Origin of the sequence: Caulobacter segnis ATCC 21756 (assembly GCF_000092285.1) — a bacterium.
Classification (GTDB): Bacteria; Pseudomonadota; Alphaproteobacteria; order Caulobacterales; family Caulobacteraceae; genus Caulobacter; species Caulobacter segnis.
Genome location: NC_014100.1, coordinates 2,070,295 through 2,097,086, shown reverse-complemented (window position 1 = coordinate 2,097,086; position 26,792 = coordinate 2,070,295). Strand labels below are relative to the sequence as shown.

23 protein-coding genes and 1 pseudogene are annotated in these 26,792 nt (G+C 67.9%); 16 read left to right on the top strand and 8 right to left on the bottom strand.

Annotated features, from left to right (window positions below; genetic code table 11):
• Nucleotides 1-156 precede the first annotated feature (156 nt).
• From CSEG_RS09675 to recG, 6 genes are all read left to right on the top strand, one after another.
• The gene (locus tag CSEG_RS09675; RefSeq protein ID WP_041538265.1) at nucleotides 157-1,272 is read left to right on the top strand and encodes a beta-ketoacyl-ACP synthase III; all 1,116 of its coding nucleotides are present in this window, start codon (nucleotides 157-159) and stop codon (nucleotides 1,270-1,272) included.
• Between the two features lie 101 nt (nucleotides 1,273-1,373).
• On the top strand, nucleotides 1,374-2,159 hold the full coding sequence (gene tcyJ / locus CSEG_RS09670; RefSeq protein WP_013079052.1) for a cystine ABC transporter substrate-binding protein: 786 nt from the start codon (nucleotides 1,374-1,376) through the stop codon (nucleotides 2,157-2,159).
• A gap of 2 nt (nucleotides 2,160-2,161) precedes the next feature.
• Complete coding sequence (tcyL, locus tag CSEG_RS09665) at nucleotides 2,162-2,821, top strand: cystine ABC transporter permease (protein WP_013079051.1); 660 nt, start codon at nucleotides 2,162-2,164, stop codon at nucleotides 2,819-2,821.
• Nucleotides 2,818-3,555, top strand: a complete 738-nt coding sequence (locus CSEG_RS09660; protein WP_013079050.1) for an amino acid ABC transporter ATP-binding protein — start codon at nucleotides 2,818-2,820, stop codon at nucleotides 3,553-3,555. The genes tcyL and CSEG_RS09660 overlap by 4 nt, the downstream gene beginning before the upstream one ends.
• Before the next feature lie 82 nt (nucleotides 3,556-3,637).
• Nucleotides 3,638-3,940: a hypothetical protein gene (locus CSEG_RS09655; protein WP_013079049.1), complete on the top strand. Its 303-nt coding sequence runs from the start codon at nucleotides 3,638-3,640 to the stop codon at nucleotides 3,938-3,940.
• A gap of 46 nt (nucleotides 3,941-3,986) precedes the next feature.
• Nucleotides 3,987-6,083: an ATP-dependent DNA helicase RecG gene (recG, locus tag CSEG_RS09650; protein WP_013079048.1), complete on the top strand. Its 2,097-nt coding sequence runs from the start codon at nucleotides 3,987-3,989 to the stop codon at nucleotides 6,081-6,083.
• Here the strand turns inward: recG and CSEG_RS09645 are convergent.
• Nucleotides 6,080-7,024 (bottom strand): DUF808 domain-containing protein, encoded by a 945-nt coding sequence (locus CSEG_RS09645; protein ID WP_013079047.1) that lies wholly within the window; start codon nucleotides 7,022-7,024, stop codon nucleotides 6,080-6,082. The genes recG and CSEG_RS09645 overlap by 4 nt on opposite strands.
• Before the next feature lie 113 nt (nucleotides 7,025-7,137).
• Between CSEG_RS09645 and CSEG_RS09640 the strand changes: the two genes are divergently transcribed.
• A complete protein-coding gene (locus CSEG_RS09640) occupies nucleotides 7,138-8,103 on the top strand; it encodes a phosphotransferase family protein (protein ID WP_013079046.1) in 966 nt (321 codons plus the stop codon).
• Entirely contained in the window at nucleotides 8,100-8,471 is a 372-nt protein-coding gene (locus CSEG_RS09635; RefSeq protein ID WP_013079045.1) for a DUF6285 domain-containing protein, read from the top strand. Before CSEG_RS09640 ends, CSEG_RS09635 begins: the two co-directional genes overlap by 4 nt.
• Here the strand turns inward: CSEG_RS09635 and CSEG_RS09630 are convergent.
• From CSEG_RS09630 to kdsA, 5 genes and pseudogenes are all read right to left on the bottom strand, one after another.
• Nucleotides 8,435-9,584, bottom strand: a pseudogene (locus tag CSEG_RS09630) (DUF3089 domain-containing protein). The gene CSEG_RS09635 and the pseudogene CSEG_RS09630 sit on opposite strands and share 37 nt — an antisense overlap.
• Before the next feature lie 45 nt (nucleotides 9,585-9,629).
• The gene (locus CSEG_RS09625; RefSeq protein WP_013079043.1) at nucleotides 9,630-10,832 is read right to left on the bottom strand and encodes an acetyl-CoA acetyltransferase; all 1,203 of its coding nucleotides are present in this window, start codon (nucleotides 10,830-10,832) and stop codon (nucleotides 9,630-9,632) included.
• An 11-nt stretch (nucleotides 10,833-10,843) separates the two neighbouring features.
• Nucleotides 10,844-12,325, bottom strand: coding sequence for an OB-fold domain-containing protein (locus CSEG_RS09620; RefSeq protein WP_013079042.1), 1,482 nt, complete (start codon nucleotides 12,323-12,325; stop codon nucleotides 10,844-10,846).
• A 102-nt stretch (nucleotides 12,326-12,427) separates the two neighbouring features.
• The gene (gene rfaD, locus CSEG_RS09615) at nucleotides 12,428-13,429 is read right to left on the bottom strand and encodes an ADP-glyceromanno-heptose 6-epimerase (protein ID WP_013079041.1); all 1,002 of its coding nucleotides are present in this window, start codon (nucleotides 13,427-13,429) and stop codon (nucleotides 12,428-12,430) included.
• A gap of 3 nt (nucleotides 13,430-13,432) precedes the next feature.
• The gene (gene kdsA / locus CSEG_RS09610; protein ID WP_013079040.1) at nucleotides 13,433-14,299 is read right to left on the bottom strand and encodes a 3-deoxy-8-phosphooctulonate synthase; all 867 of its coding nucleotides are present in this window, start codon (nucleotides 14,297-14,299) and stop codon (nucleotides 13,433-13,435) included.
• Nucleotides 14,300-14,360: 61 nt separating this feature from the next.
• On the opposite strand from kdsA, the gene CSEG_RS09605 reads away from it, so the two are divergent.
• Together CSEG_RS09605 and CSEG_RS09600 are read left to right on the top strand one after the other, a co-directional pair.
• On the top strand, nucleotides 14,361-15,812 hold the full coding sequence (locus CSEG_RS09605; RefSeq protein WP_041538264.1) for a cryptochrome/photolyase family protein: 1,452 nt from the start codon (nucleotides 14,361-14,363) through the stop codon (nucleotides 15,810-15,812).
• 70 nt (nucleotides 15,813-15,882) lie between these two features.
• Entirely contained in the window at nucleotides 15,883-17,097 is a 1,215-nt protein-coding gene (locus CSEG_RS09600; protein ID WP_013079038.1) for an SAM-dependent methyltransferase, read from the top strand.
• Here CSEG_RS09600 and CSEG_RS09595 read toward each other — a convergent pair.
• Entirely contained in the window at nucleotides 17,094-18,626 is a 1,533-nt protein-coding gene (locus tag CSEG_RS09595) for a cryptochrome/photolyase family protein (protein ID WP_041538263.1), read from the bottom strand. The two genes, CSEG_RS09600 and CSEG_RS09595, sit on opposite strands and share 4 nt — an antisense overlap.
• Before the next feature lie 89 nt (nucleotides 18,627-18,715).
• Between CSEG_RS09595 and CSEG_RS09590 the strand changes: the two genes are divergently transcribed.
• The 6 genes from CSEG_RS09590 (at nucleotide 18,716) to CSEG_RS09565 (ending at nucleotide 24,964) form a co-directional block, all read left to right on the top strand.
• Nucleotides 18,716-19,714 (top strand): cysteine synthase A, encoded by a 999-nt coding sequence (locus CSEG_RS09590; RefSeq protein WP_013079036.1) that lies wholly within the window; start codon nucleotides 18,716-18,718, stop codon nucleotides 19,712-19,714.
• Nucleotides 19,715-19,790: 76 nt separating this feature from the next.
• Nucleotides 19,791-20,648 (top strand): 3-mercaptopyruvate sulfurtransferase, encoded by an 858-nt coding sequence (sseA, locus tag CSEG_RS09585; protein ID WP_013079035.1) that lies wholly within the window; start codon nucleotides 19,791-19,793, stop codon nucleotides 20,646-20,648.
• 15 nt (nucleotides 20,649-20,663) lie between these two features.
• Nucleotides 20,664-21,815, top strand: a complete 1,152-nt coding sequence (gene metC, locus CSEG_RS09580; RefSeq protein ID WP_013079034.1) for a cystathionine beta-lyase — start codon at nucleotides 20,664-20,666, stop codon at nucleotides 21,813-21,815.
• A 96-nt stretch (nucleotides 21,816-21,911) separates the two neighbouring features.
• A complete protein-coding gene (locus CSEG_RS09575; protein WP_013079033.1) occupies nucleotides 21,912-22,376 on the top strand; it encodes a DUF4126 family protein in 465 nt (154 codons plus the stop codon).
• A complete protein-coding gene (locus CSEG_RS09570; RefSeq protein ID WP_013079032.1) occupies nucleotides 22,373-23,755 on the top strand; it encodes an FAD-containing oxidoreductase in 1,383 nt (460 codons plus the stop codon). The genes CSEG_RS09575 and CSEG_RS09570 overlap by 4 nt, the downstream gene beginning before the upstream one ends.
• A gap of 132 nt (nucleotides 23,756-23,887) precedes the next feature.
• Nucleotides 23,888-24,964, top strand: a complete 1,077-nt coding sequence (locus CSEG_RS09565) for an alkene reductase (protein WP_013079031.1) — start codon at nucleotides 23,888-23,890, stop codon at nucleotides 24,962-24,964.
• Nucleotides 24,965-25,115: 151 nt separating this feature from the next.
• Here CSEG_RS09565 and CSEG_RS09560 read toward each other — a convergent pair whose 3' ends face one another.
• A complete protein-coding gene (locus tag CSEG_RS09560; protein WP_013079030.1) occupies nucleotides 25,116-26,756 on the bottom strand; it encodes an NAD(P)/FAD-dependent oxidoreductase in 1,641 nt (546 codons plus the stop codon).
• Nucleotides 26,757-26,792: the final 36 nt, after the last annotated feature.

The following is a 26,792-nucleotide window of genomic DNA, read 5'->3' as shown; positions in this document are numbered from 1 at the left end:
GTTCACGGTCCCGTTTGGGGCCATTGCGTGTCGAAGTGGAAAAGGCGCTGGATGACGGGGCCGTCTTCCATGCTATCTACGGCGTCAAACAAACGTCAGAACGCGAGCCCGCCTGAAGACCGGAAGAGGCTCGCGCGTATCATCGGGACCGTCGTCTTGCCGCAAGCCGTCATCGCCGCCACGGGGCTGTTCACCCCGCCTCACAGCATCTCCAACGCCGAGCTGGTCGAGGCCTTCAACACCTTCGTCGAGCGCTTCAACACCGCCAACGCCGAGGCCATCGCGGCCGGCGAGATTGTGGCCCTCGCGCCCTCCTCGCCCGAGTTCATCGAGAAGGCCTCGGGCATCAAATCGCGCTTCGTGATGAATAAGACCGGGATCATCGATCCCGAGATCATGCGCCCGATCATCCCCGAGCGACCGAACGACGAAATCTCGATCCTGGCCGAGATGGCTGTCGAAGCCGCCAAGCAGGCGATTGAACGCTGGGGCAAACCTGTCAGCGAGATCGGCGCGGTGATCTGCGCCGCCTCGAACATGCAGCGCGCCTACCCCGCCATGGCCATCGAGGTCCAGCAGGCCCTGGGCATCGAGGGCTTCGCCTTCGACATGAACGTCGCCTGCTCCTCGGCGACCTTCGGGATCAAGACCGCCGCCGACTTCGTCACCAGCGGCAGCGCCAAAGCGGTGCTGATGGTCAATCCCGAGATCTGCTCGGGCCACCTGAACTTCAAGGATCGCGACAGCCACTTCATCTTCGGCGACGTGGCGACCGCCGTGATCATCGAGGACGCGGACCAGGCCAAGGACGGGTGGGAAATCCTGGGCACGCGCCTGAAGACCCAGTTCTCGAACAACATCCGCAACAACTTCGGCTTCCTGAACCGCGCCGCCCCGGAAGGGATCGACGCCAAGGACAAGCTGTTCGTCCAGGAAGGCCGCAAGGTGTTCCGCGAGGTGGTGCCGATGGTCAGCGAGATGATCGTCGAGCACGCTCAGGACCTGGGTCTTGATCCGTCGACCCTGAAGCGCCTGTGGCTGCACCAGGCCAACATCAACATGAACGAGATGATCGGCCGCAAGGTGCTGGGTCGCGACCCGGCGCCCGGCGAGAACGTCATTATCCTGGACGAATACGCCAACACCAGCTCGGCCGGCTCGATCATCGCCTTCCACACGGCCAATGACGACTTCAAGCCGGGCGAGACGGGTCTGATCTGCAGTTTCGGCGCCGGCTATTCGGCCGGTACGGTGTTCGTGCGCAAGCGCTAGACGTCTTGCGTCTCCGCCGCGGCGCGACGCGCGTTCGGACTGGCGAACCGCGCGCGCCCGTATAGAACTGCGCGAGAGTGTTTCGCCCAAGGGTCTGTTCGATGCGATTCCCCGCCCGCCGCGCCGTCATTTCCGGCCTCGGCCTCGCCCTGCTCGCCGCTTGCGGCAAGAAGCCCGACAGCGACGTCAGCGGCTGGGACCGGATCAAGGCGTCGGGGACGCTGCGCATCGGTCTGGAAGGCACCTATCCGCCTTTCAACTTCCAAGGCGCCGACGGCCAGCTGACCGGCTTCGAGGTCGACTTCGCCAAGGCGCTGGCCGCGCAGCTGGGCCTGAAGCCGGAGTTCCGTCCCGCACCATTCGCCGGCCTGCTGGGCGCGCTGGAATCGGGCCGCGTCGACGTCGTGATCAACCAGATCACCATCACCCCCGACCGCAAGGACAAGTACGACTTCTCCGAGCCCTATACGATCTCGGGCATCCAGATCATCACGCTGAAGGCCAAGCCCGGCCCCAGCAACCCTGACGAATTGGCCGGCAAGAAGGTCGGCGTGGGCCTCGGCACCAACTACGAGCAGTGGCTCCGCGCCAATGTGCCGACAGCCGACGTGCGCACCTATGACGACGACCCGACCAAGTACCAGGACCTGAAGGCGGGTCGCATCGACGCCGTGCTGAACGATCGCCTGGTCGCCGCCGACTTCGTCAAGACCTCGCCCGAGTTCGTGGCCTCCGGCCCGCCCTTCGCGGCTCAGGGCGCGGGCGTGGCCATGAAGAAGGACGCGGCGCTCAAGGTCATCATCGACCAGGCGATCGACGCCCTGCGCGCCAGCGGCAAGCTTTCGGCGATGTCGCAGCAATGGTTCGGCATGGACGTCACCCGGTAGGCATGGACACCGGCCTTGATCTTCTGCGCCAGTCCGCGCCGCTGCTGCTGAAGGGGGCGGGCTACACCGTCCTGCTCAGCGTCATCGGCATGGGCGTCGGCGTCGTGCTGGGCTTTGGCCTGGCCCTCATGCGCCTGTCGCGGACGCCGCTGCTGCGTTGGCCCGCCGGCGTCTACGTCTCGGCGTTCCGAGGCACGCCGCTGCTGGTTCAGCTGTTCCTGATCTATTACGGCCTGCCGCAGTTCGGGATCGAGATGCCAGCTCTGGTGGCCGCCGGGATCGGCTTCTCGCTGAACGTCGCCGCCTACGCCTGCGAGATCCTGCGCAGCGCCATCGCGGCCGTCGACAAGGGCCAGTGGGAGGCCGCGACGGTCCTGGGCATGAGCCGGGGCCAGACTCTGCGGCGCGTGATCCTGCCCCAGGCCGCCCGCACCGCCGTCGCGCCGCTGTCGAACAGCTTCATCAGCCTGGTCAAGGACACCTCCCTGGCCGCCACCATCCAGGTGCCGGAACTGTTCCGCCAGACCCAGCTGATCACCGCCCGGACCTACGAGATCTTCACGATGTATCTGGCCGCGGCGGCCATCTACTGGATCGTCTCCACGGTGCTGGCCGCGGGCCAGCACCGCCTGGAGCGCCGCGCCTCGGAGGGCCGTCGATGAGCGCGATCGACGCCAAGGGCCTGAAGAAGAGCTTCGGCGACACCCCTGTTCTGGCGGGTGTCGACCTCACGGTCTCGCCGGGCGAGGTGGTGGCGATCATCGGCCCCAGCGGCTCGGGCAAGAGCACCCTGCTGCGCTGCCTGGCGGGGCTGGAGGCCCTGAACGACGGCGCGCTGACGATCGCGGGCGTCACGGCCGGCGGCAAGTCCCCGCTCGCCAAGACCCTGAACGGCCGGGTCGGCTTCGTCTTCCAGGGCTTCAACCTTTTCCCGCACCGCACGGCGCTGGAGAACGTCATCGAAGGCCCGATCGTGGTCCGCAAGACGCCGCCCGCCGAAGCGCGCGCCAAGGGCCTGGCGATGCTGGAGAAGGTCGGCCTTTCGGATCGCGCCAACGCCTATCCGTCCGCCCTGTCCGGCGGCCAACAGCAGCGCTGCGCCATCGCCCGGGCGCTGGCCATGGATCCCGAGGTCATCCTGTTCGACGAGCCGACCTCGGCGCTCGACCCCGAACTGGTGGGCGAGGTCCTGGCGGTGATCCGCGATCTGGCGGTCGAGCGCCGGACCATGATCATCGTCACCCACCAGATGGATTTCGCGCGCGATGTCGCGGACCGTACGATTTTCATGGACGGCGGCGTGATCGTGGAGCAAGGACCTTCACGCTCGCTTCTCGCCTCGCCGCGCGAGGAGCGGACGCGGCGTTTCCTGGCCAGATCGGGCGTGTTGCAGTAGTTCTTTGGTAGCCATAATTTGGCCCACGGGACGCTTCACGACCTGTGCGTCTACGCCGAGTGTTTCCCATGGCGAGGACAGCGTGAAGCCTTACATCGAACTCAAGGGCGCCTCCGGCGCCGTCTACCGCTACAAGCTCGCCGACAACGGCGACCCGGCGACCACGATCGCCGGCAACTACGTCTATCTGGACTCCAAGGGGACTGTGGTCTTCGCGGGCGAGGCCAACAACCTCGTCGACGCCAAGAACCGCTGGTCTGAAGCCTACGCCCGTCACGGCGCGACCTGGCTCTACACCCGTCTGAACGTCTCGGGCGCCTCGCGCGCGGATGAGTATTCCGACATCGTGATCGCCCTGCAGCCGGTCATGAACAAGGCCGACTAAGGCCGGTGGCTGCGGACGGGCGCGTGGGCGGCTAAGGTCGCGAGGCATGCGCCCGGAGATTCTCTTTCCCCTGTTCACCTCGGTGTCCACGCTCAAGGGCGTGGGCCCGCGCGTCGCGCCGCTGCTTGAGAAGCTGGCCGGGCCGATCGTGCGCGACGTTCTGTTCACCGCCCCCACGGGCCTGATCCGCCGGAGCGTCACGACGGTCGACCAGGCGGTCGAGGGCCAGGTGCAGACCTTCGTGGTCACCATCGACACCCACCAGCCGCCGCATCGCCTGGGGCAGCCCTGGAAGATCCGCGCCTGGGACGGGACGGGGTTCCTGACGCTGATCTGGTTCAAGGGCCACGGTCCGCACCTGGAGCGCCAGCACCCGAAGGGCGCGCGCAGGGCGGTCAGCGGCAAGGTCGAGCGCCCTGAGGGCTTCGCCTCGGAACTTCAGATCGCCCATCCCGACTACATCGTCGCCGAGGAGCGCGCCGGCGACATTCCCGATGTCGAGACCGTCTATCCGGCCACCGCCGGCCTTCCCTCACGCACATTCCGCAAGTTCGCCCTCGAAGCGCTGGAGCGCGCGCCGGACCTCCCGGAATGGCAGGACGCCGCCTGGCGTGAGCGCGAACGCCTGCCCGGCTGGCGCGAGGCCCTGGCGGCGTTGCATGCGCCCGCCAGCGAAGCCGACCTGTCGCCGCTGGCCCGCCCGCGCCGACGCCTGGCCTATGACGAGCTCCTGGCTCACCAGTTGGCCATGGCCCAGCGCAAGGCCTCCCGGCGCGCGCATCCAGGCCCCGTCATTCGTGGCGGACCGCTGTCGGAAGCCGCCGAAAAGGCCCTGCCCTTCAAGCTGACCAGCGCCCAGATTCGGAGCCTGTCCGAGATTCGCGGCGACCTCGCTTCCGGCGAGCGGATGAGCCGGTTGCTGCAAGGCGACGTCGGCTCGGGCAAGACCGTGGTCGCCATGCTGGCCATGGCCGACGCCGCCAGCGCAGGTCTGCAGTCGGCCCTGATGGCGCCGACCGAAATCCTGGCGCGCCAGCACTTCGAGACCATCGCCGCGCCGCTGGCGGCGCTGGGCCTGTCGGTGATCCTGCTGACCGGCCGCGACAAGGGTGCTGGTCGCGCGGCCAAGCTGGCCGGCCTCGCCGATGGAGCCCACCAGATCGCCGTCGGCACCCACGCGCTCTTCCAGGACGACGTCGCCTTCAAGGCCCTGGCCCTCACCATCATCGACGAGCAGCACCGCTTCGGCGTCAACGAGCGCCGCCGCCTTCAGGACAAGGGCCCGCCCGACGTCGACTGGGGCGTCCACCTGCTGGCCATGTCGGCCACGCCCATTCCGCGCACTCTGGAGCTGACGGTGTTCGGCGACCTCGACGTCTCGCGCATCGACGAGAAGCCGCCCGGCCGCACGCCGGTCGCCACCCGCGCCGCGCCGACGCCGCGCGTGCCCGAGATCGTCGAGCGCCTACGCGCGGCCATCGCCGGCGGCGCCCAGGCCTTCTGGATTTGCCCCCTGGTCTCGGAGTCCGAGAAGGTCGACCTGCGCGCGGCCGAGGACCGCGCCGCCGACCTCGCCCGCCATCTGCCAGGAGTCGGCCTCGTCCACGGCCAGATGCCGCCGGCCGAGAAGGACGCGGTCATGCAGCGCTTCGTCGACGGCGAGGTCAGCGTGCTGGTCGCCACCACGGTCGTCGAGGTTGGGGTCAACGTCCCCAACGCCAGCATCATGGTCATCGAGCACGCCGACCGCTTCGGCCTGGCCCAACTGCACCAACTGCGCGGCCGTGTCGGCCGGGGGACGCGGGAAAGCTCGTGCGTGCTGCTCTACGATCCGCCGCTGTCGGAAGTGGCCCAGAAGCGGCTCGACATCCTGCGCCGCAGCGACGACGGCTTCGAGATCGCCGAGAGGGACCTGGAGCTGCGCGGCGGCGGTGATCCGCTGGGCCTGAAGCAGAGCGGCTTTCCCGCCTATCGCCTGGCCGACCCCGTCGCGCACCGCGACTTGATCGCTGTCGCGGCCGACGACGCTCGGCTCATCCTGGCGCGTGACCCCGAGCTCACCTCGCCGCGCGGCCAGGCGCTGCGGATGCTGCAGGAACTGTTCGACTGGAAGCCGGTCTCGGCGCTGAACGAAGCGGGCTAGTGCGCCGCCGCGCCCTTGCGGTGATGCCAGAGGTGCATGACACCGGCCAGCACGCCGCCGATCGCCAAGCCGACGACCGCCGAGCCGAGCGCGAAGGCCAGCCAGCCCGTCAATACGCCCACGCCCGGCGCCTGGCCAGCCCAGTGCGAGAAGCCCTCGACCCAGTGCGGCACCGGCGTCAGGTGGAAGTGCTCCAGGCCGTGGACGATAATGCCGCCACCGACCCACAGCATAGCCGCCGTGCCGATCACGGTCAGGGCTTCCATGGTCCACGGCATCGCCTTGACCAGACCCCGGCCAAAGCCGCGCAGGCTCTTGGCCTTGCCGCGCGAAAGATGCAGGCCGATGTCGTCCATCTTCACGATCAAGGCGACGACGCCGTAGACGCCGATCGTCAGGAGCACGCCAACCAGAGCCAGGGCGCCAGCCTGAATGGCCAGCGGCTTGTCGGAGACGTCGGCCAGCGCGATGGCCATGATCTCCGCCGACAGGATGAAGTCGGTGCGGATGGCGCCGGTCACCTTCTGCTTTTCGAGTTCAGGCCCGCTCAGCGCCAATTCCTCGATCGCCTCGCCCTCATGCTGGGGCGTGAAAGCCTCCAGAATCTTCTCGGTGGCCTCGAAGGCCAGATAGGCGCCGCCGCACATCAGGATCGGCGTCACCGCCCACGGCGCAAAGGCCGACAGCAGCATGGCGCCGGGCAGCAGAAACAGGAGCTTGTTGCGCAGCGAGCCCAGCGCGATCTTCCAGACGATCGGCAGCTCGCGGTCGGGCGTGAAGCCCATGGCGTAGCCCGGGGTGACGGCGGTGTCGTCGACGACCACGCCCACGGCCTTGGAGCCCGCCTTGCTGGCCGCCCCCGTCACGTCGTCCAGCGAGGCCGCGGCGAGCTTGGTGATGCCGGCGACGTCATCGAGCAGCGCGGCGAGACCGGAGGGCATGGAATATCCTGGGCTTGAGAGAGGTGGCCCCCAGTGCCTAAGGCGCGCCGGGCTCGCCGTAAAGACGAGGACCCCTTGCGTGACGCCGGGTCAAGGCTGGAAGCTTGCCCGCCATGGATGTCGCCGCCGCCCTGGACCGCCTCGCCCCACGCCTGTCGCCCGCCGCGACGGGCGCCAAGAACGCCCACCGACTGTCGGGCGGCGCGAGCCTCGAGACCTGGGCCTTCGACCTGGACGACGGGACGCCGCTGATCCTGCGGCGAAGGCCCGACGGCGCCTTGCCGCGCGACACCGCCCTGCCGCTGGCCAGCGAAGCCGCCCTGATCCGAGCCGCGAATGCGGCGGGCGCGCCCACGCCCAGCGTCGTCCGCGTGTGCGAGCCAGGCGATGGCCTCGGCGAGGCCTATGTGATGCGCCGCCTGGAAGGCGAGACCCTGGGCCGCCGGATTGTTCGAGACGAAGCCTTCGCGGACGTCCGTCCGGGCTTGGCCCGACGTTGCGGCGAGGTGCTGGCCCGGATCCACGCCATTCCGACTCAGGGTTCGCCGCCGCTCGCCACTTCAGACGCGCGGGGCGAACTAGCGCGCTACGAGGGGCTTTACCGGCAGATGGGCGCACAGCGTCCGATCCTCGAAGCCGCCTTTCGCTGGCTGGAGAGCATCGCGCCGCCGCCACCCGAACGCCCCGTGCTGGTCCACGGCGACTTCCGGAATGGCAATCTGATGATTCACCCGCAGCGCGGCCTCATTGGGGTGCTGGACTGGGAGCTGGCTCACCTGGGCGATCCCGCCGAGGACCTGGGCTGGATGTGCGTCAATTCGTGGCGGTTCGGCGAATGGCGAAAGCCGGTCGGCGGTTTCGGCGACTATGCCGACCTGCTGGCCGGCCATGGCGGCGACATCAGCCTGGAGCGCGTCCAGTTCTGGCAGGCGCTGGGCTCGCTGAAGTGGGGCGTCATGTGCCTGATGATGTACCAGAGCTTCGCGGCGGGGGCCGACCGCTCGATCGAGCGCGCCATGATCGGCCGACGGACCAGCGAGACCGAGATCGACCTCGTCGCGCTGATGGAGGCCGCATGATCAGCCACCCGACCGCGGCGGAGCTTTCAGAGGCGATCGCGACCTTCGACGCTCAGCCGGCCGCGTCGGGCGATGCGCGCCACGCCTTCCTGGCCCGCGTCGCCGACAACGCCCGGGCCACGGTGGCGCGGGAGGTCGAGCTTGGCGCGCGACTGGAGGCCGAGGCGATCGACCGCCTCAGAGCATTGCTGGCGCAAGACGGCGGCCTCGCCGCGCTGAATGCGGCCCTCTGCGAGGCGTTGAGGCGCGGCGAGGTTTCGCCCCGGGACCCAGCCGTGCTGGCCCACCTGCGCGCCACGGCGATCGGACAGATCCGGATCGACCAGCCGACCTACGGCGGTCTGGAGGCCCTACTGGCCGGCGACTGAGGCCTGGCCCGTCGCGGCCTTGCCGCGCGCCAACGCGTCCGCCTCTAGATCGGCGTAGAACAGATTGAAGGCGTCGACCTTTCGCCGGTCGGCCCACGACCCGCTATCGCGCAGCGAACTCGACTTGGGGCGGCTGGTGCGCAGGATGCCGTTTTCGCAGCGCGCCGACACCTGCCGCTGAAGGAACGGCGGACGGGCTCCCCAGTCGAGACCCGTGGCGTTGGTCGCGCCTAGGTTCAACCGGGCTGGCGCGCGCTCCGGCGAAGTCCCGCCCAGCAGCGGATTGAAGCACAGCGGCGTGCGGCCCTCGAGGTTCACCAATTGGTCGGAGGGGTCCCAGATCAGCGACCGTCCGATCAACTCCTGAACACGCTGGAAATCACCTTCCGGCGCGGAGATCCAAGCGGCGACGCACCCCGTCTGCGCCTTGCGATCGCAGGCCGGCAAGGGCGCGCCGGGCGCGTACTCGTCCGCGGGGACGGGCGTCTCGACCAGATAGGCCGCGACAAGCCGACGCTTGAGCTCGGGTTTCGCGGCGATCTCCTCGTTCAGAAGGCGCGCGGCCAGGGACCCGCCCTGCTCGACACCCACCACGATGAACGGCCGATCCTGACCGTAGCGGACGCGATAGGCGCGGAAAGCCTGCAGCACGTCGCCATAGGCGAACCGCCGCGCCTCGCGGGCGTCGTCTCTCAAGGTCAGGTAGGTGTAGAGGCTGGCCTGGCGATAGCGCGGCGCGAAGATCCGTCCTACGCGGTCGAACGGTCCGGCGTAGTTGGGCAGCACGACGCGGGTCAGGAACCGCGCGGCCTTGGGCTCGTCGATCCCCCCGTTCCAATCGCGGCCACCATCGAATGTGGTCGGGTGAACGAAGAAGATGTCGACGGGACGATCAGCCGGCGGAGCCGCTTCGGCATTGCGCGGCAGTAGCGCCCAAGATTCCCGCTTGCCGTAGTCAGGCGCGGGCGGTGGTCGATAGGTGAGGAACGGGACCTTGGGATCCAGGGCGTTGCTCAGGATGTCATAGCGCCAGAAGAAGGCGGCCGACAGGATCAGCGCCAAGATCAGGACGACACCCGCGAAGATCCAGCGCTTGAAGCCTTTGAGAGCCATGAGCCTCTCGGTACATCAAGCGCCGGACGGAATTAAGCCCCTTTCCTAAGCGCCCTCTTGGCCGATGATCGCGACCGAGCAAACATTGCTCGCCGGCGCGCCGCCCAGGTTGTGGGTCATGCCGAAGACGGGATTGGCCAACTGGCGCTCGCCCGCGCGGCCCTGGAGCTGCAGGTACATCTCGTAGAGCATCCGCAGGCCCGAGGCGCCGATCGGGTGGCCGAAGCACTTCAAGCCCCCGTCGATCTGGCACGGCACCCCGCCGTCGGCGTCGTAGAAGCCGTCCAGCACGTCGCGCCAGCCCTGTCCCTCTGGCGAGATGAAGAGGTCCTCCATCGTCACCAGCTCGGTGACCGAGAAGCAGTCGTGCACCTCCATCATCGAGATCTGCTCGCGCGGGCGCTCGATGCCGGCCTCCTTGTAGGCCTTGCCGGCGGCGATGCGGGCGGTGTGGAAGTGGCTGCCGTCCCAGCCATTGTACTGGCTTTCGTACCCATTGGAGACCGACAGCTGCAGCGCCTTGACCGTGACGAGGTCGTGCTTGCCGAGCGCGCGAGCGATCTCGGGCGTGGTCACGATCGCGGCCGCGGCGCCGTCCGAGACCCCGCAGCAGTCGAACAGGCCGAGCGGTTCGGCGATCATCGGCGCGTTCAGAGCCTGTTCCTCGGTGATCGGCTTGCGCAGGTGCGCCTTGGGGTTCTTCGCGCCGTTGGCGTGGCTCTTGACCGAGACGTGAGCGATGGCGCGCTTCAGGTCATCCTTGGACACGCCGTGCTTGGCCCGATAGGCGCTGGCCAGCTGGGCGAAGTTGCCGGGGGCCGAACCGTTCGGCATCACCTGCGGGCTCAACGTGCCCGGATTGGCGACCGGGAGACCACCGTAGCCGGTGTCCTTCAGCTTCTCGACGCCGACCGCCAGGGCGATGTCGGCCGCGCCGGCCGCCACGGCGTAGACCGCTCCCCGGAAGGCTTCCGAGCCCGAGGCGCAGAAGTTCTCGACCCGGGTGACGGCGATGTTGGGCAGGCGCAGGGCGATCGACAGCGGCGTCCCGCCCTTGCCCGAACCGATCTCGTCGATGTGGGTCGAGAACCAAGCCGCGTCGAGTTGGCTCGGCTCGACGCCGGCGTCCTGCATGGCCTCCAGATAGGCCTCGACCATCAGGTCGTCGGGACCGGCGTCCCAGCGCTCGCCGAACTTGCTGCAGCCCATCCCGAGGATGGCGACCTTGTCGCGGATACCCTGTGGCATGTGCGGTCTCCCTATTCGGCGGCTTGAGCGGACTGAGCGGCGACAGCGGCGCGGTCGGGCGTCGCCTTCCAGAAATAGCGGACGAAGCCGCGCTTCTCGTCGACCTCCTTGATGCGGAACACCATCCGCACAGGCAGGCCGGTCTCGACGTCGCCGGGCGCGACGTCGGTGATGTCCATCATGATCCGCCCGCCGCCCTCGAAGACGACCATGCCGTAGTGGTTCGGCGGCGACATCGAAAAGGTCAGGTAATCAGCCGAGTAGCTGAGAATGCTCGCGCGCCGTTCGGCGAACTTGTACGGCTCCTGGGTGTCGACGGCCGGGTTGTTCGGGGCGACCGAGATGCGGGTGCGCGGGAACTGGACGACGCCAGTCTCGCGACAACGACCGCCAACCAAGCCCAGGATCATGTCCTCGTTGCGATAGAGGGTCGTCAGGGCCGTCTTGTTGTCCTTCTCGGCCCGCATACCCTTGTCCCATTCGACCAGGCCATTGAAGGTCAGGAATTTCAGGTAGTTGATCTCTTCTTTTCGATCCGCGAGCGAACCGGCGACGCCTCGCGCGGGGCGACGACCTTGACCCGTGGCGCGGAACACCAGGGCCTCGGCGCCCTGGCCGAATTGAGCCACGAGGATCACCTCGTTTTCACGAGTATTTTCAAGCGCGTGCGCCAACATCATAGGACCGTGGGCGCAGCCCGCCTCGCCCATGACGGCGGCGAGATTGTCGCGCACCGCCTCGGGCTTGATCCCCACCGCCTTCGCCACGCTCGCGGCCATGCCGGCGAACGTCGATGGGAAACAGAAATGGTCTATTTCAGAGGCGCTTAGGCCCGAAACCTCAAGCGCCTTCATGATCGCGGGTGGGACCAGTTTGACGATGCCCTCGTCGCGGATCCAGCGCTCTTCCCAATAGTAGTCGAAGCCGCCGTCGTCGCCGCGGAAGTGGTCGACGAAGTCATCGGTGACGCTGCCGCGTCCCAGAAGCTCCGCCGCGCCCGGACCGTCGCTGACCACGAAAGCCGCAGCGCCGTCGCCGAAATCCAGCTCTTGAGCCGAGGCCGCCCGCGCCCTGCGATGCTCTCCCACCGTGACTAGCGCAGCCTTGGCCCCGCCGCCCGCGACGGCGGACAGCGCCTGGGCCAGGGCGGTCAGGCCGCAGCGCTGCGAGCCGGTCACGTCCGTCGCGGCGATCGACTTTTCCAGCGTCAGGGCGGCCGAGACGATCCCGGCGTTCAGCCGATCGGCGAACGGCGCGGTGGTCGAGGCGAAGTAGAGAGCGTCGATCTGGGAGCGATCATCATCGGGACCCAGCGCGTCGCGCGCGGCCTCGACCGCCATGGTCAGGGCGTCCTCGTCCCAATTGGCCATGGACCGTTCGCCCTTGCCCTTGGCCTTGAGGTTCGGCGCGACCCAAGCGTTGGCCTCGGTCACCGCCTTGCGGCTCAGACGAAGACGCGGCGCATAGGCGCCCCAGGCGGCGATGCCGACCATGCTTTGCTCCCTGCCATCGAGTTCGATCTCGACTTATCGGCGTTCAGCTTACGCCCGCGTCAGGGAGGGACAAGTGTTCCCCGGGGTCACCGGGAACACGTCTCAGCGATAGGGATCGTCGGTGTTCAGGTAGCCCGCCACATAGTCGGCCACGCCGTCCCCCAGCGAGGTCATCGGCGCGTTGTAGCCCGCGGCGCGCAGGCGGCTCATGTCGGCCTGGGTGTAGTACTGGTACTTGCCGCGCAGCACCTCGGGCATGTCGATATAGGTGACGTCGGGCTGGCGGCCGACCGCCTCGAACGTCGCTACGGCCAGATCCCGGAACGACCGCGCCTGGCCCGAGCCCAGGTTGAACACGCCATTCACCGACGGGCTCTTGGCCAGCCAGGCGACCACGTCGACCACGTCGCGGACATAGACGAAGTCGCGCAGTTGCCCGCCGTCCTCGTAGTCCGGATTGTGGGACTTGAAGAGCTTCACGCCCTCGCCCGCCGCGATGCGCGGCCAGATCTGGGCCACGACCGACTTCATGCCGCCCTTGTGGTCCTCGTTGGGGCCATAGACGTTGAAGAACTTCAGGCCCACCCACTGGGCCGGGGCGCGACCGCGCGCGGCCTCGCGCGCGGCGTGGATATCGAACAAGGCCTTGGACCAGCCGTAGGCGTTCAGCGGCCGCAGGGCCTTCAGCGACGCCAGATCGTCCTTGCCGTCGAAGCCCAGCGCGCCGTCGCCGTAGGTCGCCGCCGACGAGGCGTAGATCAGGCGCTTGCCGTGCTCGGCGCACCAGTCCCACAGGTTGCGCGACAGCACGAAGTTGGACTGCACGATCTTGTCGGCGTCGGTCTCGGTGGTCGAGGACACCGCGCCCATGTGGACGATCAGCTCGACCTCGGCGCCGCGCTTGGCCAACCAGTCGAACAGTTGCTCGGGGGCGACGAAGTCGGCGATCGGGTGCTTGGCGATGTTGCGCCACTTGCCGCTGGCCGCGTCGCGCAGGCGGTCGCAGACCACGACGTCCAGCGCCGGATCCTCGCAAAGCTTCGCGACGATGTTGGAGCCGATGAAACCGGCCCCGCCGGTGACGAGCACGATACGCCGGCTCATGGCTTAGGCCGCGCGCTTGGTCAGGGCGTCGTATTCCAGCAGGTTGGCGACCAGCGCCTCGAACTGGCTCATCGGCACCATGTTCGGGCCGTCCGACGGCGCCTTGTCCGGATCGGGGTGGGTTTCCATGAAGACGCAGGCCACGCCCACGGCCACGGCGGCGCGAGCCAGCACCGGCACGAACTCGCGCTGGCCGCCCGAGGAGGTTCCCTGCCCGCCCGGCTGCTGGACGCTGTGGGTGGCGTCGAACACCACCGGACAGCCGATCTCCTTCATGATCGGCAGCGAGCGCATGTCGCTGACGAGCGTGTTGTAGCCGAACGAGACGCCGCGCTCGCACGCCATGACGTTCGGATTGCCCGCGCCGGTCACCTTGGCGATGACGTTCTTCATGTCCCAGGGCGCCAGGAACTGGCCCTTCTTGATGTTGATCGCCCGGCCCGTCGCCGCGGCGGCCAGCAGCAGGTCGGTCTGGCGGCAGAGGAAGGCCGGGATCTGGATCACGTCGACCGCCTCGGCCACGATCGGGCAATGGCTGGTCTCGTGCACGTCGGTCAGGGTTGGCAGGCCGGTGACCTCGCGGATCTCCTGGAAGATCGGCAGGCTGTCCTTCAGGCCGATGCCGCGCTGTGCGTTGACCGAGGTGCGGTTGGCCTTGTCGTATGAGGTCTTATAGATCATCCCCACGCCAAGACGTTGCGCCATCTCCTTGAGCGCATGGGCGGTTTCCAGGGCGTGCTGACGGCTCTCCATCTGGCACGGCCCGGCGATGATCGACAGCCGCTCGCCATTGCCGATACGAACGGGCGCGCCGGTCGGGGTCTTGATCTCGACGACGGCGTTGGGGGCGACGGCTTGCGGCTGATCCAAGGCGATACTTCCGGCGTATAGGGACTTTGGGCGCCCAAGAGGTGACCCTTCGGGCGGGACGGTGCAAGTGCGGAAAGACTCTGGCGACAGCGAGGCGAGCCCCGGCGCCGTCATCGTTTGGTTCCGCAAGGACCTGCGCATAGCCGACAATCCCGCGCTGCGCCATGCCGCCGACAGCGGCCGGCCCGTGGTTTGCCTCTACATCCTCGATGAAACGCCGGGCGTCCGCCCGATGGGCGCGGCCTCGCTCTGGTGGCTCGACAAATCGCTCAAGAGCCTCGCCCAAGAGCTTGAGAAGCTTGGCAATAGACTTGTGCTTCGCAAGGGCGTCGCCGCCGACGTGCTGGACGCCCTGATCGCCGAGACCGGCGCGACGGGCGTGGTCTGGAACCGCCTCTACGACAAGGCCAGCGTCGATCGCGACGCCACGATCAAGGCGCGGCTGAAGGAGGCTGGCGTCGATTGCCAGAGCTTCAACGCCGGCCTCCTGAACGAGCCCTGGACGGTGCAGAACGGCTCGGGCCAGCCCTACAAGGTGTTCACGCCCTATTGGCGCGCGGCGCGCCAACACCTGGACGACGTCACGGTAGAACCCGCGCCCAAGGTTTTGAGATGCTTGGACAAGGCCGTTCGCAGCGAGCCCCTCGCCGCCTGGGACCTGCATCCGACTAGGCCCGATTGGTCGAAGGGCTTCGATCTCTGGACGCCCGGCGAAGCTGGCGCCCGGGCGCGCTTGGACGCCTTCCTCTCCGGGCCCATCACCGGCTATGGCGAGAAGCGCGACATCCCTTCCGCGCCGGCCACCTCCCGCCTGTCGCCGCACCTGCACTTTGGCGAAATCGGCCCGCGTCAGGTCTGGCTGGCCGCCCGCAACGCCGCCGAGGCGGGCGACATCCCGACGGCCGAGGCCGACAAGTTCCTGTCCGAGCTCGGCTGGCGAGAGTTCAACCACTCGATCCTGTTCCATTGGCCGCAGCTGCCTGCGCGCAACTTCAAGCCGGAGTTCGACGGCTTTCCCTGGGCCAAGGACCACGCCGCTTTCGAAGCGTGGACCCGGGGCGAGACAGGCTATCCGATCGTCGACGCCGGGATGCGCGAGCTCTGGACGACCGGCTTCATGCACAATCGCGTGCGCATGATCGTCGCCTCGTTCCTGATCAAGCACCTGATGATCGACTGGCGCGAGGGCGAGGCGTGGTTCTGGGACACCCTGGTCGACGCCGATCTCGCCAATAATGTCGGCAATTGGCAATGGACCGCCGGCAGCGGCGCGGACGCCGCGCCGTATTTCCGGATCTTCAATCCGATCAGCCAGGGCGAGAAGTTCGATCCCCGCGGCGACTATGTTCGGCGCTGGGTTCCGGAACTCAAGACTGTTCCTGACGATGTTATCCACAAGCCATGGGAGCGCCCGCTCCATCTGTCTCCGGCGGCGCGGCGTATCTACGCCAAACCGATCGTCGACCACGCCAAGGCGCGCGAGCGCGCCCTGGAGGCCTATCACAGCCTCTAGATGAGTGAGGGCTTTACGAGGCGGTGGTTAACGGCGTTAGTTAACGCGTCACCGGAAGCGAGGCCCCGCCTTGGAAACTGCGCTCTGGAATGATCACGACCTGAAGGCCGCTCCGGCCGCCTTCCGTTCCGCCGTCCGCATCGCGGCCGAGAACTGGGAGGCCGGATCGCTGACCTTCGTCCTGCCGACCGGCAAGGTCCTGACCGTCACGGGCCGCAAGGACGGTCCGGCGGCCACCATCCGCATCCGGGACTACAATTTCGTGCGCCGCGCGCTGCTGTCCGGCGACATTGGCTTCGCCGAGGGCTTCATGGCCGGCGAGTGGGACACGCCCGATCTCTCGGCGGTGCTGGAGGCGTTCTCGCTGAACTTCGATCGGCTGGCGGGTCTGGCCTCGGGCAATCCGCTGATGCGGGCGCTGAACGCGATCTATCACCTGTTCAACCGAAACAGCCGCTCCGGCTCGCGGCGGAACATCCACGCTCACTATGACCTGGGCAACGCCTTCTATTCGCGCTGGCTGGACCCGACGATGACCTATTCGTCGGCCCTGTACGAACACCCGGATCAGGCCCTCCCCGACGCCCAGCGCGCCAAGTACGCGGCCTTGGCCAAGACCATTGGCCTGGCGCCTGACAAGCACGTGCTCGAGATCGGCTGCGGCTGGGGCGGCTTCGCCGAGTTCGCCGCCAAGGAGGTCGGGGCCAAGGTCACCGGCATCACCATTTCACAGGCGCAGTACGATTTCGCTCGCAAGCGCTTGTTCGACCAGGGCCTTTCGGAAAAGGCCGACATCCGGCTGGTCGACTATCGCGACGTCGAGGGCCGCTTCGACGCCGTGGCCTCGATCGAGATGTTCGAGGCCGTGGGCGAGGAATATTGGCCCGCCTATTTCGGCAAGATCCGCGAGGTGCTCGCCCCCGGCGGCCGCGCGGGCCTGCAGATCATCACCATCCGCGACGAGCTGTTCAGCGACTATCGCAGCCGCACCGACTTCATCCAGCGCTACATCTTCCCGGGCGGCATGCTGCCCAGCGAGGCGCGCCTTAAGGAAGAAACCGAGCGCGCGGGGCTGGAATGGAGCGATCTCAAGCGCTTCGGCCAGAATTATGCGGACACCCTGGCTGAATGGGGCCGCCAGTTCGAGGCCGCCTGGCACGAGATCCGCAAGGACGGTTTCGACGAGCGCTTCCGTCGCCTGTGGCGGTTCTATCTGAGCTACTGCGAGGCCGGCTTCCGCACCGAGCGCACCAACGTCATCCAGTTGGGCCTCAGCCGGACCTAGACCCCCATGGCGCTTCGGAGCGCCGCCGCTTTTTCCCGGAAGGCGCGGCGCTCGGCCTCGTCCATGCCGCTCAGCGTCTTCAGCGGCATCAACATGCGGCCGTTGCCGGCCAGGCGCTGGGCGTGGCGGTCGATGAAGTCCCAGTAGAGGGCGTTGAACGGACAGGCGTCGTCGCCGAGGCGCTGCTTGACGTCATAGCGACAGCCTTTGCAGTAGTCGCTCATCCGATCGATATAGGCGCCGCTGGCCGCATAGGGCTTGGAGCCGACGATGCCGCCGTCAGCGAAAGTGGCCATGCCGCGCGTATTGGGCATCTCGACCCACTCGTAGGCGTCGGCGAACACCACCATGTACCAGTCGTCGACCGCGTCAGGATGCACGCCGAGCAGCATGGCGAGATTGCCGGTCACCATCAGGCGCTGGATGTGATGAGCGTAGGCATGGTCGCGAGCCGAGCGCACGGCGTCGGCGACGCAGGCCATGTCGGTCTCGCCGGTCCAGTAGAACCACGGCAGCTTGCCTTCCGCCTCCAGAGCGTTGCGCAGGCCGTACTCGGGCATCTTCAGCCAGTAGACGCCGCGCACGAACTCCCGCCAGCCGATGATCTGGCGGATGAAGCCCTCCACGGCGTTCAAGGGCGCGCGCCCCTCGCGCCAGGCGGCTTCGGCGCGCCGACAGATGTCCAGCGGGTCGAGCAGGCCGATGTTCAGGGCCGGCGAGATCAGGCCGTGCCACAGGAACGGCTGCTCCCAGGCCATGGCGTCCTGCCAGTCGCCGAACTCCGGCAGCATGTGGGCCAGGAAGTGCTCCAGCGTCGCCTCGGCCTCTTCCGGATTGGTCGGCCAGCCGAAGGCGTCGAGCATTCCGAAGTGATCGTCGAAACCGGCGGAGACCATCTCGATCACCGTCTGGGTCGTGGCGTTTGGAGCCGCACGCAGACGCTGCGGCGGCCGCACGCCCTTCGGCAGCTTCTTGCGGTTTTCCGGATCGAAGTTCCAGCGGCCACCGGCCGGCTTGTCGCCGTCCATCAGCAGGCCGGTGCGCCGCCGCATCTCGCGGTAGAAGAACTCCATCCGCAGTTCGCGCCGTCCCTCGGCCCAAGCGGCGAACTCGGCGCGCGAGCAGAGGAAGCGATCGTCCTCCCTCGTCTCGATCGGGACGCCGACATCCAGGTTGAGCAGCGCCTGCTCAAGGCCCCACTTGCCGCAGGCGGTGCGCACGACGCGGTCGAAAGCGCCCTCGCCCAGCGCCCGCGTCACCTCGCCGGCGATGGTGCGGGTGTTGTCCGGATCGTCGAGCGTCACATAGCGGACCCGCAGCCCTTTAGCCCGGAGGCGCTCGGCGAACTGGCGCATGGCCGACCAGACCAAGACGAGCTTCTGCTTGTGGTGCTTCCACGCGGTGGCCTCGGCGACGCTCTCGACCATCAGCACGACGTCGCGCGCGGGGTCGATGTCGCTCAACGCCGACAGGCCTTCCGAGAGCTGGTCGCCGAGGACCAATCGCAAAGCGCCTCGCGAATTGCTCACCGCAAACCTCTGGCCTTCAGGAAAACTGGGCTTGCGTCGCGCGGCCCGCGCACGATCTACCATGCCAGCCCGGCCACGCAGGTGAAATCATGACTATCCTCCCCAGCGTTCTCGACGCCATCGGGAACACTCCCTTGATCCGCCTGCGCGGCGCCAGCGAGGCGACGGGCTGCGAGATCCTAGGCAAGGCCGAGTTCATGAATCCCGGCCAGTCGGTCAAGGACCGCGCCGCGCTGGGCATCATTCGCGACGCCGAGGCCAAGGGCCTGCTGAAGCCCGGCGGCCGCATCGTCGAAGGCACCGCCGGCAATACGGGCATCGGCCTGGCCATGGTCGCCTCGGCGCTGGGCTACAAGACGACGATCGTCATCCCCCGCACCCAGAGCCAGGAGAAGAAGGACGCCATCCGCCTGCTGGGCGCGGAGCTGGTGGAGGTCGACGCCGTTCCATATTCGAACCCTGGCAATTACGTCCGCTATTCCGGGCGCTTGGCCGAGGAACTTGCCAAGACCGAACCCAACGGCGTGATTTGGGCCAACCAGTTCGACAACACCGCCAACCGCCAGGCGCACTACCTTGGGACAGGCCCGGAAATCTTTGAACAGACAGAGGGTAAGGTCGACGGCTTCATCTGCGCCGTCGGTTCGGGCGGCACCCTGGCCGGCGTCGCCGCGGCGCTTCGCGAGCGCAAGCCCGACGTGAAGATCGGCCTCGCCGACCCGCACGGCGCGTCGCTGTACAGCTGGTACAAGGACGGCGAGCTGAAGTCCGAGGGCAATTCGATCAGCGAGGGCATCGGCCAGGGCCGCGTCACCGCCAATCTGGAAGGCCTGACGATCGACCATCCCTTCCGCGTCTCGGACGAGGAGATGCTCGAGGTGCTCTACGATCTCGTGATGCACGAAGGTCTGTGCCTGGGCGGCTCCGCGGGGATCAACATCGCCGGGGCGGTCAAACTCGCCAAGGAACTGGGCCCCGGCCATACGATCGTGACGGTCTTGTGCGATCACGGCTCGCGCTATCAGTCCAAGCTGTTCAATCCCGACTTCCTTAAGGAAAAGGGCCTGCCGACGCCGCCCTGGATGTAGCTTGCGACGAAGCGCGTCGGCGGCGATGTTGCCGGCGTCTCCAACTGGGGCGAGTCAGACCCCGAAAGGCGCCGACATGAGCATTCCGTCCGATCCGCTGGTCTCCACCGCCTGGCTCGCCGAGCACCTCGACGCGCCGGACGTGCGCGTGGTCGACGCCTCGTGGCACATGCCGGCCGCCCAGCGCGAGCCGTACAAGGAGTTCCTGGCCGCTCACATCCCGGGCGCGGTGTTCTTCGACATCGACGACATCTCGGACGAGACCAGCGACCTGCCGCACATGATCCCGACGGCGGTGAAGTTCGCCTCGCGCGTCAAGAAGCTGGGGCTTGGCGACGGTTCGCGGATCGTCGTCTACGACAGCATCGGCATCCTGCCGGCCGCCCGCGCCTGGTGGCACTTCCGGGCCATGGGCCACGAGGACGTCGTGGTGCTGGACGGCGGCCTGCCGAAGTGGATCGCCGAGGGCCGCCCGATCGAGGATGGCCCCGCCGCGCCGCAGGAGCGCCACTTCACGCCGCGCTATCAGGCCGACATCTACCGCTCGCTCGAGCAGATGCGCGACGTCGTCGCCAGCGGCCGCGAGCAGATCATCGACGCCCGCGCCGCCGGCCGTTTCGAAGGCCGTGATCCTGAGCCGCGCGAGGGCCTGCGCGGCGGCCACATGCCCGGCGCCCGCAACATCCCGCTGGCTGCGATGATCGCGCCCGACGGGACCATGCTGCCGGCCGACAAGCTGAGGACGGTCTTCGAGGCGGCGGGCGTGGACATCAACAAGCCGATCGTCTCCACCTGCGGCTCGGGGATCACCGCTTCGGTCGTCGCCCTGGCCCTGGCCAGGATGGGTAAGCCGCGCTCGGCGGTCTATGACGGCTCGTGGACGGAATGGGGCGGCCTTGCCGACACCCCCGTCGCCACGGGTCCCGCGGCCTAGCGTAAGAGTATCCTGATGGACGAAGAAACCCGGCTGATCCGCAAGGGCGCGACGAACCACACGCTGGCGAAGACGGTCAATCCGCCGATCCAGCGGGGCTCGACCGTTCTGTTACCCAACGCGGCGTCGCTTTACGACGACGACCAGCTGACCTACGGCATCACCGGCCTGGCGACACCGCACGCCCTGCAGCAGGCCCTGGCGGACCTGGAAGGCGCGGAGGACGTCACGCTCTATCCGTCGGGTCTGGCGGCGATCACCGGCGCCCTGTTGGCGGTGCTGAAGGCCGGCGACGAGGTCCTTGTGGTCGACAGCGCCTACAAGCCGACCCGCCGCTTCTGCGACCGATTGCTGGCCCGCTTCGGCGTCAGCACGACCTACTACGACCCCGCCCTGGACGCCGACGCGCTGATGGCGCTGGCCACGCCCCGGACGCGGCTGATCGTGCTGGAGGCGCCAGGCTCCCTGACCTTCGAGATGCAGGACATCCCGGCGATCGCCCAGGCGGCGACCGCACGAGGGATCATGACCCTGATCGACAATACCTGGGCGGCCGGCTTCTACTTCAAGCCGCTGGCGCACGGCGTGACCCTCAGCGTCCAGGCCCTGACCAAATATGTCGGCGGTCACTCCGACTGCTTCATGGGCTCGGTGGCGACCTCGGACAAGGCGGTCGCCGCCCTGCTGGGCGAGGCGATGTGGGACATCGGCTGGTCGGTGTCGCCCGACGACGCCTACACCATGCTGCGGGGTCTTCGGACCCTGGCGACGCGCCTGCCGCGCCACCAGGAGAACGGCCTCGCCGTCGCGCGCTGGCTCCAGGCGCGGCCGGAGGTGTCTCGGGTGCTGCACCCCGCCCTGCCCGACGATCCCGGCCACGCGATCTGGAAGCGCGACTTCACCGGCGCCTGTGGCCTGTTCGGCGTGGTGCTGAAGCCGTGCGCTCAGAGCGCGGCCAAGGCCTTCCTTGATCGCCTGGAGCTGTTCGGCCTCGGCTTCTCCTGGGGCGGCTACGAGAGCCTGGCGCTTCATTGCGATCCGCAGCTGAAGTTCCGCACCATCCCGGTGAACCTGGAGGGGCCGCTGCTGCGTTTCCATGTCGGCCTCGAAAGCGTCGAGGATCTCAAGGCCGACTTGGAGCGGGGTTTTGCAGCCTTGAACGCCTGACGCGCCACCGTCGGGTGATCAAAGCGTGCAATAATCGCCGCCTCGCCTGTGATGTCGTGTGCGCCAATATAACGCGCACACAATGGGGTACGGTTCATGGCGCTCTACGTTTTCGCTCTCCTGATTGGTGTTATCGCCGGGCTGCGGGCCATGACGGCGCCGGCCGCCGTGTCCTGGGCCGCAAGGTTGGGTTGGCTGCCTCTCGCGGGGTGGCCCCTGGCCTGGCTGGGCGGTCTGACCGCCGTGCTGATTTTCACCGTCCTGGCGGCGCTGGAACTGGTCAGCGACCAGCTCCCGCAGACGCCTAGCCGCAAGGTTCCCATCCAGTTTGGGACCCGGATCGCCGCCGGCGCCTTCAGCGGCGCGGCCTTGATGATGCCGAGCGGCCATTGGCTGCGCGGCGCTGTCATCGGCGCCGTCGGCGCGGTGATCGGCACCTTGGGCGGCGCGGAGGTCCGGGGACGCCTGGCGGCGCGGTTCGGCGCCGATCGTCCCGCCGCTTTGATAGAAGACGCCATCGCCATCGGCGGCGCGTTCGCGATCGTGGCGTTGGCCCGGTGAGCGCGCCCCGACGCTTCGACGCCATCATCATCGGCGCCGGCCAGGCGGGCCCGTCCCTGGCCGGACGACTGACGGCCGCCGGCCAGACCGTGGCGATGATCGAGCGCAAGGACTTCGGCGGCACCTGTGTGAACACCGGCTGCATGCCGACCAAGACGCTGGTGGCCAGCGCCTACGCCGCCCATCTCGCCCGTCGCGCCGACGACTACGGCGTGGTGTTGGACGGTCCGGTCGGGATCGACATGAAGCGGGTCAAGGCGCGCCAGCAGACCGTCGTCAAGAACGCCCGCGGCGGCGTCGAGGGCTGGCTGCGCGGCATGAAAGGCTGCACGGTCTTCCAGGGCCATGCGCGTTTCGAGAGCGCCGATACGATCAGCGTCGGCGACGACCTGCTGACCGCCCCGAAGATCTTCCTGAACGTTGGCGGCCGCGCCAACGTGCCGGACATGCCCGGCGTCAACGATATCCCCTACCTGACCAATGTCGGCATGATGCAGCTGGATACGCTGCCCGAGCACTTAGTCATCGTCGGCGGCAGCTATATCGGGCTGGAATTCGCCCAGATGTTCCGCCGGTTCGGCAGCCGGGTCACGATCGTCGAGATGGGACCGCGCCTCATCGGTCGCGAGGACCCGGAGATCTCCGACGCGATCCGCGAGATCCTGGAGGCCGAGGGGATCACCGTTCGCCTCAACGCCGAATGCATCCGCTTCTCGCCCCACGAGGACGGCGCCTGCGTGCACGTGACCTGCAAGGCGGGCGAGCCGCAGGTCACCGGATCGCATGTCCTGCTGGCGGTCGGCCGTCGGCCGAACACCGATGATCTCAACCTCGAGGCGGCCGGCGTCGAGACCGACAAGCGCGGCTATGTCGTCGTCGACGATCAGTTGCGGACCAATGTCCCGGGCATCTGGGCGATGGGCGACTGCAACGGCAAGGGCGCCTTCACCCACACGGCCTACAATGACTTCGAGATCGTCGCGGCCAACCTGCTGGACGACGACCCGCGCAAGGTCAGCGACCGGATCTCGTGCTACGGCCTATTCGTCGATCCGCCGCTGGGCCGGGTCGGCATGACGGAGGCCGAGGCCCGCGCCACCGGCCGTCCGCTGCTCGTCGGAAAACGCCCCATGACCCGCGTCGGCCGCGCCGTCGAGAAGGGCGAGACCGCTGGCTTCATGACAGTGGTGGTCGACGCCAAAACCAAGCAGATCCTGGGCGCGGCGATCCTGGGCCTGAACGGCGACGAGGCGATCCACGGCATGATCGACCTGATGTACGCCAAGGCGCCCTACACGACGATCCAGCGCGCGGTGCACATCCATCCGACCGTCTCGGAGCTGATCCCGACGATGCTGGGCGAGCTGAAGCCGGTTTAGATTTTCAGATTTTGACCTGGGCGCTTTCAGATAAATCTGAACCTGTTGCGGTTGCGATCGGCGCAAGCGGGGCCAGATAGCAGGCTGACGCCGACGGAGGGTCGGCGCCCCTACTCCAAGGGACAGTCTCGCATGCCTAACCTGTTCGACCCGCTGCGCGTCGGCGATCTCAATCTGCCCAATCGCGTCGTCATGGCGCCGCTGACCCGGCTGCGCGCCGGTCCGACCCACATCCCCAACGCCCTGATGGCCGAGTACTACGGCCAGCGCGCTTCGGCCGGTCTGTTGATCACGGAAGGCGTGCCGGTCGCGCCGCAAGGCGTCGGCTACGCCGGCGTCCCCGGCATCTGGTCCAAGGAGCAGACCGAAGGCTGGAAGCAGGTGACCAAGGCCGTGCACGACAAGGGCGGCCGCATCTTCATGCAGATCTGGCACGTCGGCCGCATCTCCGACCCTGAGCTGCTGAACGGCGAGCTGCCGATCGCGCCCAGCGCCATCGCCGCCAAGGGCCATGTCAGCCTGTTGCGTCCGCAACGCGACTACCCGACACCACGCGCCCTCTCGACCGAGGAAGTCGCCGGCGTGGTCGAGGCTTTCCGCCAGGGCGCCGAGAACGCCCAGGCCGCCGGTTTCGACGGCGTGCAGCTGCACGGCGCCAACGGCTATCTGCTCGACCAATTCCTGCAAGACGGCAGCAACCAACGCACCGACCAGTACGGCGGCTCGATCGAAAACCGCGCCCGCCTGCTGCTGGAAGCCGCCGACGCGGCGATCTCCGTCTGGGGCGCCGACCGCGTGGGCGTGCACCTGGCGCCGCGCGCGGACAGCCACTCGATGGGCGACAGCAATCTCGCCGCCACCTTCGGCCATGTCGCCAAGGCCCTGGGTGAGCGCAAGATCGGCTTCGTCTCGGCGCGCGAGTACGAAGCGGCCGATAGCCTGGGTCCCGACCTGAAGAAGGCCTTCGGCGGCGTCTACATCGCCAACGAGAAGTTCGACCTGGCCAGCGCCAACGCCGCGATCGAGGCCGGCAAGGCCGACGCGATCGCCTTCGGCAAGGCCTACATCGCCAACCCGGACCTGGTGGAGCGCCTGAAGGCGGGCGCGGCGCTGAACACGCCCGACCCGGCCACCTTCTACGGCTTCGAGAACGGTCCGCGCGGCTATACGGACTACCCGACGCTGGCCCAGGTCCGCGAGCCGGCGTAAGCCTTTCCAAGCACAAACTCTTGTCATCCCGGAAGCCTCGCAGAGGCTATCCGGGACCCAGGGGTGAAGGAGCGCTGTGCGCGCCGCCCCTGGGTCCCGGCTCTCCGCGCTGCGCGCTGCGGCCGGGATGACAAGGGTTTTGCGGCAGGTCCTAGGCGGCCTTGATCAGCCCCTCGGCCATATACTGAGCGGCCACGGCCTCGGCGACCTTGATGCCGTCGACGGCGGCCGAAAGGATGCCGCCGGCATAGCCCGCGCCCTCACCGGCCGGAAAAAGGCCGGCGGTGTTCAGGCTCTGGAAGTCCTTGCTCCGCGTGATCCGCACGGGCGAGGACGTCCGGGTCTCGACGCCGGTCAGCACCACGTCCGGATGGTCGTAGCCCGGGATTTGGCGGCCAAAGACCGGCAGCGCTTCGCGCATGGCTTCGATCGCGAACGGCGGCAGGCACTTGGCCAGATCGGTCAGGTGCACGCCCGGCTTGTAGGACGGGACGACCGCGCCGAACTCGGTCGAAGGGCGACCGGCCAGGAAGTCGCCGACCAGCTGTCCCGGCGCCTGGTAGGTCCCGCCGCCCGCCTCGAAGGCCAGGCTCTCCCACTTGCGCTGGAACGCGACACCGGCCAGCGGGTGACCCGGATAATCCTGCTCGGGATTGATGTCGACGACGAAACCGGAGTTGGCGTTCCGCTCGTTGCGCGAATACTGGCTCATGCCGTTGGTGACGACGCGCCCCGCCTCCGAGGTCGCCGCGACCACCGTGCCGCCGGGGCACATGCAGAAACTGTAGACGGTCCGGCCGTTCTTGCAGTGGTGCGACAGGCTATAATCGGCCGCGCCCAGGTCGGGATGGCCGGCGCAGTCGCCAAAGCGCGCCCTGTCCATCCAGGACTGAGGATGCTCGATCCGCACCCCGATCGAGAACGGCTTGGCCTCGATGTGGACGCCACGATCGTACAGCACCTGGAAGGTGTCGCGCGCGCTGTGGCCCAAGGCCATCACGACATGGCGGGCCGGCAGGTAATCGCCGCCGGCGATATGAAGCCCCTTCAGCCGGCGGGAGCCGTCGGCGCCGACCTCAATGTCGAAGTCCTCGACCTTATGCTGCCAGCGGTACTCGCCGCCCAAGCTCTCGATCAGCGCCCGCATGTTCTCGACCATGTGGACGAGACGGAAGGTGCCGATGTGCGGATGGGCCTCGGTCAGGATCTCTTCCGGCGCGCCGGCCTTGACGAATTCCTCCAGCACCTTGCGACCAAGGAAGCGCGGGTCCTTGATCTGGCTGTAGAGCTTGCCGTCCGAAAAGGTCCCCGCCCCGCCTTCGCCGAACTGGACATTGGACTCCGGATTGAGCTCGCCCCGCCGCCACAGCCCCCAGGTGTCCTTGGTGCGCTCGCGCACCACCTTGCCGCGATCCACGATGATGGGCTTCAAGCCCATCTGCGCCAGGATAAGGCCCGCGAACAGGCCGCAAGGCCCCGCGCCGATGACCACCGGCCGCGGCCCCTCGAAACCCGCCGGCGCCTTGGCCACGAAGCGATAGTCGGTGTCTGGCGTGACGCGGACCTGATGGTCGCCCTCGAAGCGGCGCAGAACGGACGCCTCGTCGCGCAGAACGACATCGACGGAATAGACCATCAAGATCGCGGACTTGCGGCGCGCGTCATGGGCGCGGCGGGCGACCTCGAAGCTCACCAGGTCGTCGGCCTCGATCCCCAGGCGAGCGACGATGGCGGGCGCCATGGCCTCTGGCGGATGGCCGAGCGGCAGCTTCAGTTCCGAAATACGCAGCATGGCGCGGGTCTTAGCCAAAAGTCGGCCGCCGCGCCA